The 16027-nt window shown below is 56.2% G+C and carries 13 protein-coding genes and 1 riboswitch; of the genes, 11 read left to right on the top strand and 2 right to left on the bottom strand.

Translation table 11 applies throughout. The annotated features are described in order from the left end of the window. The first annotated feature begins 45 nt into the window (after positions 1-45). From atpF to fsa, 11 genes are all read left to right on the top strand, one after another. A complete protein-coding gene (gene atpF, locus B5E84_RS12845) occupies positions 46-561 on the top strand; it encodes a F0F1 ATP synthase subunit B (protein WP_087223372.1) in 516 nt (171 codons plus the stop codon). Beyond that, positions 549-1097, top strand: a complete 549-nt coding sequence (atpH, locus tag B5E84_RS12840; RefSeq protein ID WP_087223370.1) for an ATP synthase F1 subunit delta — start codon at positions 549-551, stop codon at positions 1095-1097. Before atpF ends, atpH begins: the two co-directional genes overlap by 13 nt. Before the next feature lie 68 nt (positions 1098-1165). After that, on the top strand, positions 1166-2668 hold the full coding sequence (gene atpA / locus B5E84_RS12835) for a F0F1 ATP synthase subunit alpha (RefSeq protein ID WP_087223368.1): 1503 nt from the start codon (positions 1166-1168) through the stop codon (positions 2666-2668). Between the two features lie 14 nt (positions 2669-2682). Continuing rightward, positions 2683-3540, top strand: coding sequence for an ATP synthase F1 subunit gamma (atpG, locus tag B5E84_RS12830; protein ID WP_087223366.1), 858 nt, complete (start codon positions 2683-2685; stop codon positions 3538-3540). 18 nt (positions 3541-3558) lie between these two features. Continuing rightward, on the top strand, positions 3559-4950 hold the full coding sequence (atpD, locus tag B5E84_RS12825; protein ID WP_087223364.1) for a F0F1 ATP synthase subunit beta: 1392 nt from the start codon (positions 3559-3561) through the stop codon (positions 4948-4950). 11 nt (positions 4951-4961) lie between these two features. Beyond that, positions 4962-5360 (top strand): ATP synthase F1 subunit epsilon, encoded by a 399-nt coding sequence (gene atpC, locus B5E84_RS12820; protein ID WP_087223362.1) that lies wholly within the window; start codon positions 4962-4964, stop codon positions 5358-5360. A gap of 1167 nt (positions 5361-6527) precedes the next feature. Further along, on the top strand, positions 6528-7457 hold the full coding sequence (locus B5E84_RS12815; RefSeq protein WP_087223360.1) for a nucleotidyltransferase family protein: 930 nt from the start codon (positions 6528-6530) through the stop codon (positions 7455-7457). A 17-nt stretch (positions 7458-7474) separates the two neighbouring features. Further along, positions 7475-9949 carry a hypothetical protein gene (locus B5E84_RS12810; RefSeq protein ID WP_087223359.1) on the top strand — a complete coding sequence of 825 codons (2475 nt, stop codon included), beginning with the start codon at positions 7475-7477 and terminating at the stop codon, positions 9947-9949. 234 nt (positions 9950-10183) lie between these two features. Then, positions 10184-11476 (top strand): UDP-N-acetylglucosamine 1-carboxyvinyltransferase, encoded by a 1293-nt coding sequence (locus tag B5E84_RS12805; RefSeq protein WP_087223357.1) that lies wholly within the window; start codon positions 10184-10186, stop codon positions 11474-11476. A gap of 74 nt (positions 11477-11550) precedes the next feature. Continuing rightward, positions 11551-11688: riboswitch (SAM riboswitch) on the top strand. Positions 11689-11806: 118 nt separating this feature from the next. Next, positions 11807-12994 carry a methionine adenosyltransferase gene (gene metK / locus B5E84_RS12800; protein WP_087223356.1) on the top strand — a complete coding sequence of 396 codons (1188 nt, stop codon included), beginning with the start codon at positions 11807-11809 and terminating at the stop codon, positions 12992-12994. A 54-nt stretch (positions 12995-13048) separates the two neighbouring features. Beyond that, positions 13049-13702 carry a fructose-6-phosphate aldolase gene (fsa, locus tag B5E84_RS12795; protein ID WP_087223354.1) on the top strand — a complete coding sequence of 218 codons (654 nt, stop codon included), beginning with the start codon at positions 13049-13051 and terminating at the stop codon, positions 13700-13702. A 289-nt stretch (positions 13703-13991) separates the two neighbouring features. Here the strand turns inward: fsa and nagB are convergent, their stop codons facing one another. Together nagB and B5E84_RS12785 are read right to left on the bottom strand one after the other, a co-directional pair. Beyond that, entirely contained in the window at positions 13992-14735 is a 744-nt protein-coding gene (gene nagB / locus B5E84_RS12790) for a glucosamine-6-phosphate deaminase (RefSeq protein WP_087223352.1), read from the bottom strand. 218 nt (positions 14736-14953) lie between these two features. Next, positions 14954-15919: a LysR family transcriptional regulator gene (locus B5E84_RS12785; RefSeq protein WP_087223396.1), complete on the bottom strand. Its 966-nt coding sequence runs from the start codon at positions 15917-15919 to the stop codon at positions 14954-14956. Between the last annotated feature and the right edge of the window lie 108 nt (positions 15920-16027).

Raw genomic sequence — 16027 nt, 5'->3', positions numbered from 1 at the left:
AGAAAATTTGCTGCATGAGAGACGGCAAGGAAAGGAGGCGAAACCTTGGAACGGTTATTGGGATTTGATGCGCAGATGCTTTTTGACAATGCCATAACGGCCATCAATATTTTCATTCTCTTTTTTGCCCTGTCCTATCTGCTGTTCAACCCGGTGAAGAAGGTTCTGGCCGACAGGCGGAACAAGATCGCCGGAGAACTGGAGCAGGCGGCGAGGAGCCAGGCGGACGCTGAGGCGCTGAAAAGTGAGTACGAGGCAAAGCTTAAGGACGTGAAAAAGGAGGCTGATGAGATCCTGGAGGCGGCGCGCAGAAAGGCAAAGGCGCAGGAGACCGAGATCGTGGAGGCAGCCAGGGTGGAAGCGGCCAGGATCATGGAACGGGCCAACCGGGAGATCGAGCTGGAGAGAAAGAAAGCCATCGACGACCTCAAGCAGGATGTGGTTTCCATCGCATCCCTGATGGCAGGCAAAGCGGTGGCGGCATCTATGGATGTGAAAATCCAGGACGCTCTGATCGACGAGACTTTGAAGGAAATGGGTGAGAGTACATGGCGAAGCTAGTATCGAAGGTATACAGCGATGCGCTGTTTGAGGTAGCCCGTGAGAAGGACCTGATGGATACCCTGTTTGAGGAGGCCAAAGGGTTATACGAGGTATTTGATTCCAATGGGGAGCTTTTGGAGCTGCTAAACCATCCAAAGCTGGTCCGGGAGGAAAAACTGGAAATGCTGCAGTCGGTGTTCTCCGGAAGGATCTCCGACGAGTGGATGGGATTTCTTACCGCCATCGTGGAAAAGGGGCGGCAGAAGGACCTGTTAAACATCATCAGCACCTTCATCGGGGACGTGAAGGAGTATAAACACATTGGCGTGGCCAGCGTGGAGAGCGCCGTGGAGCTGCGGGACGAGCAGAAAGCCCGCCTGGAGAAACGGCTCCTGGAGACCACGTCCTATGTGGAGTTTGAAATGAAGTATTCCGTAAAACCGGAGCTCATCGGCGGCCTGGTCATCCGCATCGGTGACCGGGTGGTGGACAGCAGCATCCGGACCCAGCTTTATGAGATGAAGCGGGAGCTGATGAAACTGCAGCTGGCCTAGGACGGCTGCGTGGACTGAAAATATGCTGTCCGCAGGCTGCGGACGGCAGGAAAGGTGCGAACTGAATTATGAATTTAAGACCAGAGGAGATCAGTTCGGTCATTAAGGAGCAGATAGAGAGATACTCCGCCAAGCTGGAGGTGTCCGATGTGGGCACGGTCATCCAGGTGGCGGACGGCATCGCCAGAATCCACGGCCTGGAGAATGCCATGCAGGGAGAGCTTCTGGAGTTTCCGGGAGAGATCTACGGCATGGTGCTGAACCTGGAGGAGGACAACGTGGGCGCCGTGCTGCTTGGCGATTCCAGCCCCATCAGCGAAGGGGATCTGGTAAAGACCACCGGCCGCGTGGTGGAGGTGCCTGTGGGCGATGCCCTGACGGGCCGCGTGGTCAATGCTCTCGGACAGCCCATTGACGGCAAAGGACCGATTGAGACCGATAAATACCGCCGGATCGAGCGCGTGGCGCACGGCGTAATCGAGAGAAAATCCGTGGACACCCCCCTTCAGACGGGAATCAAGGCCATCGACGCCATGATCCCCATCGGTAGAGGCCAGCGTGAGCTGATTATCGGCGACCGCCAGACAGGAAAGACGGCCATTGCCGTGGACACCATCATCAACCAGAAGGGCCAGGGCGTTCACTGCATTTACGTGGCCATCGGACAGAAGGCGTCCACCGTGGCGAACATTGTAAAGACCTTTGAGGAGTACGGGGCTATGGACTACACCACCGTGGTTGTTTCCACGGCGTCTGACCTGGCACCCCTTCAGTATATTGCGCCCTATTCCGGCTGCGCCATCGGCGAGGAGTGGATGGAGAACGGCGGGGACGTGCTGGTGATTTACGACGATTTAACCAAGCACGCGGCCGCTTACCGTACCCTGTCCCTGCTGCTTAAGAGACCGCCGGGACGTGAGGCTTATCCGGGAGATGTATTCTATCTCCACTCCAGACTTCTGGAGCGGGCGTCCAAGCTGTCGGACGATCTGGGAGGCGGCTCCCTGACGGCTCTGCCGATCATCGAGACCCAGGCGGGAGACGTTTCCGCCTACATCCCCACCAACGTGATTTCCATCACGGACGGCCAGATCTACCTGGAGACGGAGGCGTTCAACTCCGGTTTCCGCCCGGCCATCAACGCCGGACTGTCCGTGTCCCGCGTAGGCGGCGCGGCTCAGATCAAGGCCATCAAGAAAATCGCGGCTCCCATCCGTGTGGAGCTGGCCCAGTACCGGGAGCTGGCGTCCTTTGCCCAGTTTGGCTCGGAGCTGGATTCCAGCACGAAGGAGCAGCTGGCCCAGGGCGAGCGCATCCGCGAGGTGTTAAAGCAGGGGCAGTATCAGCCCATGCCGGTGGAATATCAGGTGATGATCATTTTCGCGGTGACGCGGAAACTGCTTTTGGACGTGCCGGTGGAGGACATCCTGGCATTTGAGCGCGATCTGTTCAAGTTTATTGACAAGAAGTATCCGGAGATTCCGGCCTCCATCCGCGACACGAAGGAGCTGAAACCGGAGATGGAGGAGCTTTTGACAAAGGCGATCAGTGAGTGCAAGGCAGAGAGATAAGGCGGTGAAGAATTATGGCATCCATGAGAGATATAAAGCGCAGGCGTAGCAGCATCCAGAGCACGGAGCAGATTACGAAGGCGATGAAACTGGTTTCTACGGTAAAGCTGCAGAAGTCCAGAACGAAGGCCGAAAATTCCAAACCTTACTTTAATATGATGTATCAGACCGTCAGCTCCATGCTGGCGAAGTCGGGAAATATGGATCATAAGTATCTGAAGGCCGGTGCCTCGGACCGGAAGGCGGTGATCGCCATCACCTCCAACCGGGGCCTGGCAGGGGGATACAATAACAATATCATCCGTATGATCGCAGGGGACGAGCGGTTCCCAAGCGGCAGGACCTCCATCTACGCCATTGGAAACAAGGGGAAGGACGGGCTTGCCAGAAAGGGATACGAGATTGCGGGAGACTATCCGGAAGTGATCGAGGAGCCGGAGTATCAGGACGCCCAGGAGATCACGTCGGTGCTGCTGTCGGAGTTTGAAAAGGGGAATATCGGAGAGATTTATCTGGCCTACACGGTGTTTAAAAACACGGTGTCCCAGAAACCGGCCCTGATCAAGCTTTTGCCGGTGGAATTTGAAACCGGGGAGACGGACGGCGGCCCGGCAGTGCTTATGAACTACGAGCCAAACGAGACGGCGGTGCTGGATCAGCTGGTGCCGAAGTACATGAGCAGCATGATTTACGGCGCCCTTTTGGAGGCGGTGGCCAGTGAGAACGGGGCGCGTATGACGGCCATGGACTCCGCTACCAGCAACGCCGAGGAGATGATCGAGGAGCTGAGCCTCCAGTACAACCGGGCGCGCCAGGGTTCCATCACCCAGGAGCTGACGGAGATCATTGCGGGAGCCAACGCAATTTCGTAAGGAAAAAGGAGAAACAAAATGGCAGAAATGAACATTGGTAAGATCACACAGATTATCAGCGCCGTTCTGGATATAAAATTCAGCCAGGGAAAGCTCCCGGAGATCAACGATGCCGTGGAGATCACCATGAAGGACGGCAGCCGTCTGGTGGCGGAGGTATCCCAGCATCTGGGCGATGATACTGTGAGATGTATCGCCATGGGCTCCACGGATGGCCTTGTCCGCGGTATGGAGGCCAGGGCGACGGGAGGTCCCATTTCCGTGCCGGTTGGAGAAAAGACTCTGGGACGCATTTTCAACGTCCTGGGAGAGGCGATTGACAACAAGCCCCAGCCGGAGGTGGAGGAGTACCATCCCATCCACAGAAAAGCTCCCACCTTTGAGGAGCAGTCCACGGAGCAGGAGATCCTGGAGACGGGAATCAAAGTGGTAGACCTGCTCTGCCCCTATCAGAAGGGCGGAAAGATCGGCCTGTTCGGCGGCGCCGGAGTGGGAAAAACGGTGTTGATCCAGGAGCTGATCCGAAACGTGGCTACAGAGCACGGCGGCTACTCCGTATTTACGGGAGTGGGCGAGCGTACCCGTGAGGGAAATGACCTTTACTATGAGATGCAGGAATCGGGGGTTATTGATAAGACCACCATGGTGTTCGGACAGATGAACGAGCCGCCGGGAGCCCGTATGAGAGTGGGCCTGACGGGACTGACCATGGCGGAATACTTCCGTGACACATCCGGAAAGGATGTACTGCTCTTTATTGACAATATTTTCCGTTTCACCCAGGCTGGTTCTGAGGTGTCGGCCCTCCTTGGCCGTATGCCTTCCGCAGTAGGTTATCAGCCTACGCTGCAGACGGAGATGGGCGCCCTTCAGGAGAGAATCACTTCCACGAAGAACGGTTCTATCACCTCTGTACAGGCGGTTTACGTGCCGGCGGACGACCTGACGGACCCGGCTCCGGCTAACACCTTTGCCCATCTGGACGCTACGACGGTACTTTCCCGTTCCATCGTGGAGCTGGGAATCTATCCGGCGGTGGATCCGCTGGAGTCCACCTCCAGGATTCTGGATCCCAGGATCGTGGGAGAGGAGCACTACCGGGTGGCCCGCGGGGTGCAGGAGGTGCTGCAGAGATATAAGGAGCTGCAGGATATTATCGCCATGCTGGGTATGGACGAGCTTTCCGAGGAGGACAAGCTGGTGGTATCCAGAGCGAGAAAGGTACAGAGATTCCTGTCTCAGCCCTTCTTCGTGGCGGGACAGTTTACCGGCCTGCCGGGACGGTATGTGCCGGTTTCCGAGACGATCCAGGGCTTTAAGGAGATCCTGGAAGGAAAGCATGACGACATTCCGGAGAGCTATTTCCTCAACGCAGGAAACATTGACGACGTCCTTGCCCGCGTGAAATAGGGGGTGGGAATATGGCGGAGATGATGAAAATCACGGTCATTACCCCGGAGCGGGAGTTTTACAGCGGAGAGGCCTCCATGGTGGAGTTTACTACCACGGAAGGGAATATCGGAATCTATAAGGAGCACATCCCGCTGACGGCGATCGTGGCTCCGGGAATTCTGACCATCCACGAGGCGGAAGGGAAACGGGAGGCGGCGCTCATCGCCGGGTTCGCGGAGATTCTGCCGGAGCAGGTGACCATTCTGGCTGAGGTGGTGGAGTGGCCGGAGGAGATCGACTACGGACGGGCGGAGGAATCGAAGAACCGCGCGGAACGGCGGCTGAAGGAGCGGAGCGCCGAGATCGACGTGGCTCGCGCCGAGGCGGCTTTAAAGCGGGCTCTGGTTCGGCTGGATACGCGAAAGTAAGAGAATAGGAAAAGGAGAGACCGTATGGCGCATGGGCCGGCGGGCTCTCCTTTTTTGGTGAGGGTGTGATCGGCGCGATGTGGAGTGCGCGTTTTCATTGCAGAGGGGGTGTGGCGGTGTTATCATGCAGGTGTTACCGCCTCCGATACTGGGAACAGGAAGGAGGTGTCCATATGGAAACAATCACATCTCTGATTATCGCAGTCGCGGCAGGCGTGATTAGCCATCTCGTTTGCAAATGGCTGGACAGCGATAAGTAGTCGGTAACCAGCCTATGGTCTAAGCCGCCATACTCAAATGGAATAGAAAACCCCGGAGCAGCATCTCCGGGGTTTTCGTTTGTCAGTCATCCATATGGAAAACTCACATCTCTTTAGCCTACTGGCATTATAGCATATGCGGAAAAGGTTGACAAGATACATAAAGCTTGAGTTTCCGTGCTGTGCTTACCAGGCCCGCGTTTTAATTGCTGGATTACTTTCGCTATGTTATCATGCTGGTGTTACCGCCTCCGATACTGGGAACAGGAAGGAGGTGTCTTACATGGAATTTGTTTTATCTTTTCTGGTCGCTGTTGCGGGTGGCGTGGTTTGCCACTACGTCATCAAGTGGTTAGACGGCGACAAATAGTCGGTAACTAGCCCCGGTTTGTTCCACCGCATACGGAAAAGAAACCCCCAGAGCTGGCACTTTGGGGGTTTCGCTTTGTCGTCCTACATGGACTTGTTTTATCTTTTTGCCTACTGGCATTATAGCATATGCAGACAGGATTGACAAGATACATGAAACTTTGTTTTGATTGTGTTTTGATTGCACACGGTCATTTCGCCCTTTCCGTTGTATGTGTTTTGACATGCCTGATTCAGACAAAAAAACCAATTTTCGGCCCCGGCATTGCGGAGCCTTCGGACAATCGCTGTTGGAAAAACCGGAAAATAATTTATAAATTTTTCATATTCATCAAGAAACCGTCCAGATCCCCCATTTTATCCGCTTTTTTAAGAAAACCTTAATCCTCCCCGGCTTGCGCTTCCCCGTTTTTTCAGTTAAAATAAGAAAAACTATGCCCGCAGGCAAAGCAGGCCGGTGGGAAAACGGAGTCCCCGGCGGGTGTCTGCGCTGGGCGGACAAAAAGGATAAAGCTGCGGACGGCAGCGGGAGGTAAAAATGAAAGAAACTGCGTTAGTGATCATGGCGGCTGGAATCGGCAGCCGGTTTGGAGGAGGAATTAAGCAGCTGGAGCCGGTGGGCCCCAACGGGGAAATTATTATGGACTACTCCATTTACGATGCGTTGAAGGCCGGTTTTGACAAGATCGTGTTCATCATCCGCAAAGACCTGGAAAAGGATTTCCGGGAGATCATCGGAAATCGGATCGAGAAGGTGGCCAAGGTGGAGTACGCATTCCAGGAGATCTCTGACCTGCCGGAGGGATTTTCCGTGCCGGAGGGAAGGAAAAAGCCCTGGGGGACAGGCCAGGCGGTGCTGTCAGCGAAAAAGCTGGTGAACGGCCCGTTCCTGGTGATCAACGCCGATGACTACTATGGAAAAGAGGGATTCCAGAAAATCCACGACTACATGGTGGAACACATGGACGAGGACGGCCAGGTGTACGATATGTGTATGGGCGGTTTCATCCTGCGCAACACCTTAAGTGACAACGGCACGGTGACCCGCGGCGTGTGCGTGCTGAACGAAGACGGGAGTTTAAAGGACGTGACGGAGACCTACGAGATCCGCATGAATGAGGACGGGACGATGCAGGCCCAGGACGAGCAGGGCAGTCCGGTAAAGGTGCAGGCGGATCAGCACGTTTCCATGAATATGTGGGGGCTGCCGGCCAGCTTTATGGACGAGCTGGAAAAGGGATTCCCGGAGTTTTTAGCGGGCCTTAAGGAGGGCGATGTGAAGGCGGAGTACCTTCTGCCGAAGATCATCGACAAGCTGGTGAAGGAAGGCCGGGCGAAAGTGGCTGTGCTGGAGACGAGAGACAAGTGGTTTGGCGTCACCTACAAGGAGGACAAGGAGACGGTGGTATCATCCATCCGGAGCCTGATCGCCGATGGCGTATATCCGGAACGGCTGTTTGAAAAATAAGAGAGAGTGGAGAATCTATGAGTCGATTGAAGAAAAAAGCAGGAATCCTGCTCTGCGTTTTTATTGCGGCGATTGCTGTGTATTTTGTGCTGACCCAAAATATCCTGAACAGGGAGGACGAGCGGGTATACGTTTCCATGGAGGAGGCCACTTTGCCGGTGGTGCATACGGAGACCATGGGGAGAGAGATGAACCCGCTCTGCGGCTATGTCCAGGACATGACGGGGGCCGCCGACTCATTGACGATTCTGCCTCAGGACCGTGTGCTGCCGGTGGTCATTTCCGGCTACGCCGGAGAGGTGTCGGGAATCCGGTATGAGATCCGCAGCCTGGACCAGCAGCAGCTGGTGGAACGGACCACGGTGAACACCTGGGAAAACGGGGAGGACGGAGTGCGGGCGGAGCTGCCCGTGCAGAACCTGATTTCCCAGGATAAACAGTACCAGCTCTGTCTGTATGTGGGCCTGGACGATGGCCGGGAGGCCCGGTATTACACCAGGATTCTGTGGACGCAGGACACGAAGGCCCAGGAGATGGTGGATCTGGCGGCGGATTTCTCGGAAAAGACTTTTGACTATGAGGCAGCGCGGGAGCTGACCACCTATCTGGAGCCCAGCCAGAGCGCGGATAATACGACTCTGGGCCACGTGACCCTGCAGTCGGAGTTTGACCAGATCACCTGGGGAGGCTTAGACATCCAGCCGGTGGGGGAAAAACGGCTGACCCTAAAGCAGTTGGACGGCATCATGGGAAATGTGGAGCTGACCTATATGGCGGCGGAGTCCGGCAGTGTGGACCGGATTTATGAGGTGACGGAGAATTTCACCATGAAATGGGACAGCCAGCGCATTTATATGATGAGCTATGACCGCACCATGAACGAGGTATTTTCCGGCGGCGGAGACGAGGTGAGCGGAAAACGCATTCTCCTGGGGATTTCCACAGACGACGCCATTTCCGTAAAGAAAAGCCAGAACGGCAAATACAGGGCGTTTGTGAGCAGCCGGGATCTTTGGCGGTACGAGTGGGACGGGAGCAGGCCCTATCTGGTGCGGCTGTTCTCCTTCCGGGGTGAGGACCGGACGGAGCTTAGGAATAATTATAACCGCCACGACATCCGGGTACTGAATGTGGATGACAGCGGAAATGTGGATTTCCTGGTCTACGGCTATATGAACCGGGGCGTTCACGAGGGGGCCGTGGGAGCGGCGTTTTACCGCTATCAGGAGGAGAAGGGGATTTTGGAGGAGCGTTTCTTCTTCCCCGCAAGCAAGCCTTATGAGGAGCTGGCCATGGACATCAGCCGCCTGGCGAAACTGGGGGCAAACGGAATGTTTTACGTTTACCTGGACGGGGCGGTGTACGCCGTGGATTTAAACAGCAACGAGTATCTGGTGACGGCCAGCGGCCTGACGGAGGGAACCTGGGCCGTCAGTCAGGATCAGAGCCGTCTGGCGTGGCAGGACGGGCCGGACCGGTACGGGGCGGAGACCATTCACCTGATGAACCTGGAGACAGGGACGAGACAGGACATCCACGCCAGGGACGGGGAAGTGCTCAGGGCCCTGGGATTTGTGGAAAATGACTTTATTTACGGCATGGCGGAACAGAATGGGCAGTGGATGAGCGGGAACCGTGTCATCGGCCTGCCGGTTTACGGCTTGAAGATCGTGGATGACAATCTGAATGTGGAGACGGAATATGGAAAGGAGGGCCTCTACGTCTCCGGCGTGCGGGTCACGGAAGGGCGGGTTCACTTAGAACAGCTGGCCAAGACAGGGGCCAACAGCTATCAGAAAGCCGGAGAGGACATCATCGTCTGCAATGTGGAGGTGGGTGTCCCGAAACTGGAGGGCATCGGCTGGTACGCGTCGGAGGATCGGAAAAAGCTGTATTTTGTCCAGCTGGACACGGAGGTGAAGGCAGGCAGCCGGGTGCGGGTGAGCGCGCCGAGAAACGTGGCTTACGACGTGTCCGACACTCTGGATTTAAAGTCCGGCGGGCGGAAGGCGGAAACGGTTTACCGGGCCTACGGAAACGGAAAGCTCCTCCAGGTCACCGATGGGCTGGCGGAGGCTGTCGCGGCCTGCTATGACGCCATGGGATACGTGACGGACGAGAGTGGACGGATCGTCTGGAACCGGGTGACGCGGCCGAATATGAGGACGATCCGGGAATGGGATACGCTGGCAGGCAGGATTTTGGGGCAGCTGGCCACCTTCTCGGAGGACGGGGAGTACGGAACCGGATTCTGGCTCATGGATGGCCGGGGGCTGACGCTCCAGCAGGCTCTTTACTATGTGGGAATGGGCTGTCCCGCGGCGGCACTGGGGCCGGACGGGAGCTGTGAGCTGATCATTGGCTATGACCAGTACAACGTGACCATCCAGGATCCGGCCACGGGCACCTCCAGAAAGATGGGGCTGCAGGACGCGGGAACCTATTTCGCCTCCCGCGGGAACGACTTTGTGTGCGGCCTCTTTACAGAGTGAATATAAATTTCTATATCAATTTGAGCAGAGCCGGGCGGTTACGTCCGGCTTTGTGTACTTTACAAATGAAAATCTTATGTTATAATCATATTTGCAACGTAGAAGGCACAAGAGAAAACAGCTTGCAGACACGGCGCCGCGGCAGGCGGCGCGGAAGTTTGGACAGGGGATGGCAGAGGCAGAAGGCCGTTTGTCCCCTTCATTGATATAGATCATATTTTTCGAGGTTAAGGGATGGAACAGTTTATTATGAAAGGCGGCAATCCGCTGGTTGGCGAGGTCAACATCAGCGGCGCGAAGAATGCCGCTCTTGGAATTCTGGCGGCGGCGATCATGACGGATGACGACGTGGTGATCGACAATCTGCCTGATGTGAGAGATATTAACGTGCTGCTGGAGGCCATTGAGGAGATCGGCGCCTCCGTGGAGCGCATCGACCGCCATACGGTGAGAATCAACGCGAAGAACATCAAGGAGGTTTCCGTGGATGACGAGTTTATCCGCAGGATTCGCGCCTCCTATTACTTTATTGGGGCGCTTCTTGGAAAGTACAAGAGCGCTGAGGTGCCCCTTCCCGGCGGCTGCAATATCGGCAGCCGGCCCATCGACCAGCATCTGAAGGGGTTCCGCGCCCTGGGGGCGAAGGTGGAGATTGTGAAGGGTTCCGTGGTGGCCCACGCCATTGATCTGGTGGGCAGCCACATTTACCTGGACGTGGTTTCCGTGGGCGCCACCATCAATATTATGATGGCAGCGGCCCTGGCAGAGGGCCAGACCATTCTGGAAAACGTGGCCAAAGAGCCTCACGTGGTGGACGTGGCCAACTTTTTAAACAGCATGGGAGCCAATATCAAGGGCGCCGGCACGGACGTGATCCGCATCAAGGGGGTAGACCGCCTTCACGGCACGGAGTATTCCGTGATCCCCGATCAGATCGAGGCGGGCACCTTTATGTGCGCCGCGGCGGCTACCAGAGGCGACGTGATGGTGAAAAACGTGATTCCGAAACATCTGGAGGCGATTTCCGCGAAACTGGCGGAGATCGGCTGCGAGATCATCGAGTTTGACGACGCGGTGCGGGTGGTTGGAAAGCCGAAACAGCGGCCTACCAATATCAAAACTCTGCCCTATCCCGGTTTCCCCACGGATATGCAGCCTCAGATGGCGGTGACCCTGGCTCTGGCGGACGGCACCAGCATGGTGACGGAGAGCATTTTCGAGAACCGGTTTAAGTACGTGGACGAGCTGGCCCGCATGGGCGGAAACATCAAGGTGGAAGGAAACGTGGCCGTGATCGACGGCGTCCCCGGATTTACGGGAGCCCAGGTGGAGGCCCCGGATCTGAGGGCGGGCGCTGCCCTGGTGATCGCCGGTCTGGCGGCGGAGGGCTACACCGTGGTGGACGAGATTGGCTATATCCAGAGAGGCTATGAGTGTTTCGAGGAGAAACTTCAGGCCCTGGGCGCGGTGATCGAGAAGGTGGACTCCGACAAGGCGCTTAGGAAATTCCAATTAAGGGTAGGCTAACTATTGACAAACCCAGCGGAATAGTATAATATACTTCTGCGAGTAACTGATAAAACTGAAAAGTACGTATATATCCCTTATTCAGAGTGATGGAGACAGAGAGGGTCTATGAAGTCACGGCAACCCCGTCTAAGCGCGAGCGCGTGAGGGGCGGAAGGTGCCAGCCTGAGCGAGGACATAGGGCGTTTGCCCTACAAATCGAGCAATAAGAGGAATTGATGCAGAGATAGTCAAGTCCGTATTGCTGTACGGACTTTTCTTTTTGCCCGCGGCCTGGAAAATGAGAGAAAACGGCTGGCTGCGGAGGAATCATAGGAGGAAAACTGTTCAATGGAGAAATTACTGTTTACATCCGAGTCCGTAACAGAGGGACATCCGGATAAAATCTGCGACGCCATTTCCGATGCCATCTTAGACGCGCTGATGGAGCAGGATCCCATGAGCCGCGTGGCCTGTGAGACGGCTGTGACCACCGGCCTGGTGCTGGTGATGGGCGAGATCACCACGAAGGCTTACGTGGACATTCAGAAAATCGTGCGGGAGACGGTGCGGGAGATCGGCTACGACCGGGCAAAATACGGCTTTGACTGCGATACCTGCGGCGTGATTACGGCCATTGACGAGCAGTCCGCGGACATCGCCCTGGGCGTGGATAAGGCTCTGGAGGCGAAGGAGCACACCATGTCTGACGAGGAGATCGACGCCATCGGCGCCGGAGACCAGGGCATGATGTTCGGCTTTGCCACCAATGAGACGGAGGAGTATATGCCCTACGCCATCGCTCTGGCCCACAAGCTGGTGCGCCGCCTGACTGAGGTGAGAAAGAACGGCACCCTGTCCTACCTTCGTCCCGACGGCAAGAGCCAGGTGACGGTGGAGTACGGCGAGGACGGAAAGCCGAAGCGCCTGGAGGCCATTGTTATTTCCACTCAGCACGACGCGGCGGTGACTCAGGAGCAGATTCACGAGGATATTCGGAAATACGTGATTGACGCGGTGGTTGCGGCTGACATGATCGACGGGGATACGAAGATCTTTATCAATCCCACCGGCCGTTTCGTCATCGGCGGACCTCAGGGAGACAGCGGCCTCACGGGACGTAAGATCATCGTAGACACCTACGGCGGATACGCCCGTCACGGCGGCGGCGCCTTCTCTGGAAAGGACTGCACGAAGGTAGACCGTTCCGCGGCTTACGCGGCCCGCTATGTGGCGAAGAACATCGTCGCGGCAGGACTGGCGGACAAGTGCGAGATTCAGCTCTCCTACGCCATCGGCGTGGCCCATCCCACCTCCATCATGGTGGATACCTACGGCACCGGAAAGGTGAGCGATGAGAAACTGGTGGAGATCATCAGGGAGAACTTTGACCTGCGTCCGGCGGGCATTATCAAAATGCTGGATCTGCGCCGTCCGATTTACAAGCAGACGGCTGCTTACGGCCACTTTGGAAGAAACGATCTGGATCTTCCGTGGGAGCGGCTGGACAAGGCAGAGCTGTTAAAGAGCTATCTGTAAGAAAGAGCCGGAACCAGGTTACAACTGATAACGCTTAGGAAAGGGGAAACTGACATGAGATTTTTTATTGACACAGCAAATGTAGACGAGATCAGAAAAGCGAACGACATGGGCATTATCTGCGGCGTTACCACAAATCCGTCCCTGATCGCGAAAGAGGGAAGGGATTTTAAGCAGGTGATCGCGGAGATCGCCTCCATCGTGGACGGCCCCATCAGCGGCGAGGTGAAAGCCACCACCACTGACGCGGAGGGAATGATCCGGGAGGGCCGGGAGATCGCGGCCATCCATCCCAATATGGTGGTGAAGATCCCCATGACCGTAGAGGGCTTAAAGGCAGTGAAGGTGCTGAGCGCCGACGGAATCCGGACGAACGTGACCTTGATTTTTAACGCGGCCCAGGCCCTTCTGGCGGCCAGAGCAGGCGCGACCTACGTTTCCCCGTTTTTAGGCAGGCTGGATGACATTTCCATGCCGGGCATCGACTTAATCGACCAGATCACGGAGATTTTTATGATGCACGACATCGAGACTCAGATCATCGCCGCCAGCATCCGCAATCCGATCCACGTGATCGACTGCGCGAGAGCCGGCGCGGACATCGCCACCGTGCCCTATCAGGTGCTGGTGCAGATGACGAAACATCCGCTGACGGATCAGGGAATTGAGAAGTTCCAGGCGGATTACCGGGCGGTGTTTGGGGAGTAAAACGGCAGACACAGGCGTGTATAAAAAGACAGACGGTTTCGCAGGGGCCATGGCGTGAGCTGTGGCCCTTGTTGTTTGTGGATTTTCGCTGTGGTTTTTGGCGGGGCCGGGCTGTTTTGAGGTAATGGGAAACTGGAAACGACGGGGAGAACGCCGCCGGTCTTTTAATCGCGGCATTTTGAGAATTTCTGGAAAAACAGGAAAAGGAGAGGCAAAAACCTGGTGCGGTTTTCCCTCTCCTTTTCTCATGCCCAAACGCCGCGGCGTCTGGAGTTTCATTCCTATGTTTTTAGAATACGCCTTTCTCCTTCGCCAGGGACAGAGCGTCGCTGTCGGCGATGATTACGGCATCCTGGTGGAGCTGTAATACGGAAGCGGGAACGTGAGGCGTCACCGGGCCAAAGCAGGAATCATAGACAGCCTGTGCCTTGCCTTTTCCGGAGGCCAGTAAGAGAACCTGCTTTGCCGCCATAATGTTTCCAATGCCCATGGTGTAGGCAGACTTCGGAACCTCGTCGATGGAGGCGAAGAAACGGGCGTTTGCCTCGATGGTGCTCTGGGCTAAGGATACGCAGTGGGTATCGCAGATAAACTCCTCGCAGGGCTCGTTGAAACCGATGTGGCCGTTTCCGCCGATGCCTAAGAGCTGTAAGTCAATGCCGCCCATGGAGCGGATTAAAGCGTTGTAGTCGGCGCAGGCCTTGTCAGCGTCGGGCTCTAAGCCATTGGGAACGTGGGTGCGGTTCTTGTCAATATTTACGTGGTCGAACAGGTTGTGATTCATGAAGTAACGGTAGCTCTGGTCGTTATCGCCGGAGAGTCCCTTGTACTCGTCCAGGTTTACAGAGGAAACCTGGGAGAAGTCCAGATCTCCGCTCTCGTATTTTTTGATCAGTTCCTTGTAAGCTCCCACAGGCGTGGAACCGGTAGCCAGGCCCAGTACGCAGTTCGGTTTCATCAGGATCTGCGCGGCGATGATGTTGGCTGCCTTCCGGCTCAGTTCCTCATAGTTTTTCACCTCATAAATTCGCATATCAGGTTCTCCTTTACTTTTAAATTTGGATCCGGCTCCCCGTGGTTATATCCCCCGGAGCCAGTCCAGCATCATCTCCTATTATAAGCCATATATGGGGGGATTTTCAACTAGATTATCATACTTCCTGCCGGTCCCCTGCCGTCATCCCTTTCTATGGGATGACGGCAGGGGACCGCGGCGGGACCGGCGCGGGAAAAGCGTTTCCCTGCTCGCCGTCAGGGCTCGCCGGGGCCGTCTGTCCGGGCGCGGAAATCCCCGATGCCGCCGGTGGTAACCTGTTCTCTGGCAATCTTTATAAAATCGTAGGCGCAGGAGGGCAGATAGCTGCCGCGCCGGTGGGCCACCACGAAGTCGGACACCGTTTTCGGTTCGCCGAAGCTGTAGCAGTCGATGGGGCGGGTGAAGTGGTGGTGCATCAGGTGGGTTTCAAAGATAAAGGCGGCGCCGTAGCCGACGGACACCAGCTCCATGATGGCGGGCAGGCTGCTGATGTCCATGGTGTTTTCAAACTTCAGGCCGATGCCGCTGAAATAGCGGTCGGTGATTTGGCGGGTGCGCTGGTCAGACAGCGGCTGGAGGATCAGCTCGTTCTGCAGCAGCCTGGGGTCCAGGCGCGGGTAGCGGCTGGCGGGATTAGGCTGGGCGTAATGCCCCAGGGGGTGGCCCTTGCGCAGGCAGAGGAGCATTTCCTCTTTATTCAGGGTCTCGTACTCTAAAAGGGGGTTGAGCACCTCCGGTTTGCTGTAAAAGGCGATCTCGGCCTTTCCGTCCAGCAGGAAACGGTCGTTTTCATCGGAGCTGCCCTCGAAAATATTCACCTTGACGTTGGGGTGCTCCGCCTGGAACGCGGGCAGAGTGGTGGGCAGCATATAGATGCAGCGCATATGGGGAAAGGCCACGTTCAGGACGCCCACGTCCCGTTTCAGAATGTCCGCCAGCTGGATGTCCAGGTTGGATTTTAAACGCAGGATCTCCTTGGCGGCGGCGACGTACTGCTCGCCGGCGTAGGTTAAAACGTACTTGTTTCCCAGCTTGCGGAACAGTTTCTGCCCCAGGCTGCGCTCCAGGGAGATGAGAAATTTGCTCAGGGTGGGCTGGCTGATGTAAAGGGCCTTGGCGGCCTTTGTGATGCTCTGATACTTTTCGATGGCAAGGACGTAGTCCAGTTCCCGAAATTCCATGTAAAATCCCCTTTCTGATGTTTCCGTTGAAAATGCAGGAAAAAACAGGAAATCCCAGCCGCGGTTTGGGATCTTCAAAACCGGTTTTCCGCTGTTTTTGATGATTGA

Source organism: Lachnoclostridium sp. An14 (assembly GCF_002160755.1).
Classification (GTDB): Bacteria; Bacillota; Clostridia; order Lachnospirales; family Lachnospiraceae; genus Lachnoclostridium_A.
Note: the sequence above shows the minus strand (reverse complement) of the source record. Positions and strands in the feature narration are given on the sequence as shown.

Bases quoted from the DNA above. Each gene is read 5' to 3' on its own strand.
- metK (WP_087223356.1), top strand. From the start codon at position 11,807: ATGGAGAAATTACTGTTTACATCCGAGTCCGTAACAGAGGGACATCCG.
- nagB (WP_087223352.1), bottom strand. From the start codon at position 14,735: ATGCGAATTTATGAGGTGAAAAACTATGAGGAACTGAGCCGGAAGGCA.
- B5E84_RS12785 (WP_087223396.1), bottom strand. From the start codon at position 15,919: ATGGAATTTCGGGAACTGGACTACGTCCTTGCCATCGAAAAGTATCAG.
- atpD (WP_087223364.1), top strand. From the start codon at position 3,559: ATGGCAGAAATGAACATTGGTAAGATCACACAGATTATCAGCGCCGTT.
- atpG (WP_087223366.1), top strand. From the start codon at position 2,683: ATGGCATCCATGAGAGATATAAAGCGCAGGCGTAGCAGCATCCAGAGC.
- atpA (WP_087223368.1), top strand. From the start codon at position 1,166: ATGAATTTAAGACCAGAGGAGATCAGTTCGGTCATTAAGGAGCAGATA.
- fsa (WP_087223354.1), top strand. From the start codon at position 13,049: ATGAGATTTTTTATTGACACAGCAAATGTAGACGAGATCAGAAAAGCG.
- atpH (WP_087223370.1), top strand. From the start codon at position 549: ATGGCGAAGCTAGTATCGAAGGTATACAGCGATGCGCTGTTTGAGGTA.
- B5E84_RS12810 (WP_087223359.1), top strand. From the start codon at position 7,475: ATGAGTCGATTGAAGAAAAAAGCAGGAATCCTGCTCTGCGTTTTTATT.
- atpC (WP_087223362.1), top strand. From the start codon at position 4,962: ATGGCGGAGATGATGAAAATCACGGTCATTACCCCGGAGCGGGAGTTT.
- B5E84_RS12815 (WP_087223360.1), top strand. From the start codon at position 6,528: ATGAAAGAAACTGCGTTAGTGATCATGGCGGCTGGAATCGGCAGCCGG.
- B5E84_RS12805 (WP_087223357.1), top strand. From the start codon at position 10,184: ATGGAACAGTTTATTATGAAAGGCGGCAATCCGCTGGTTGGCGAGGTC.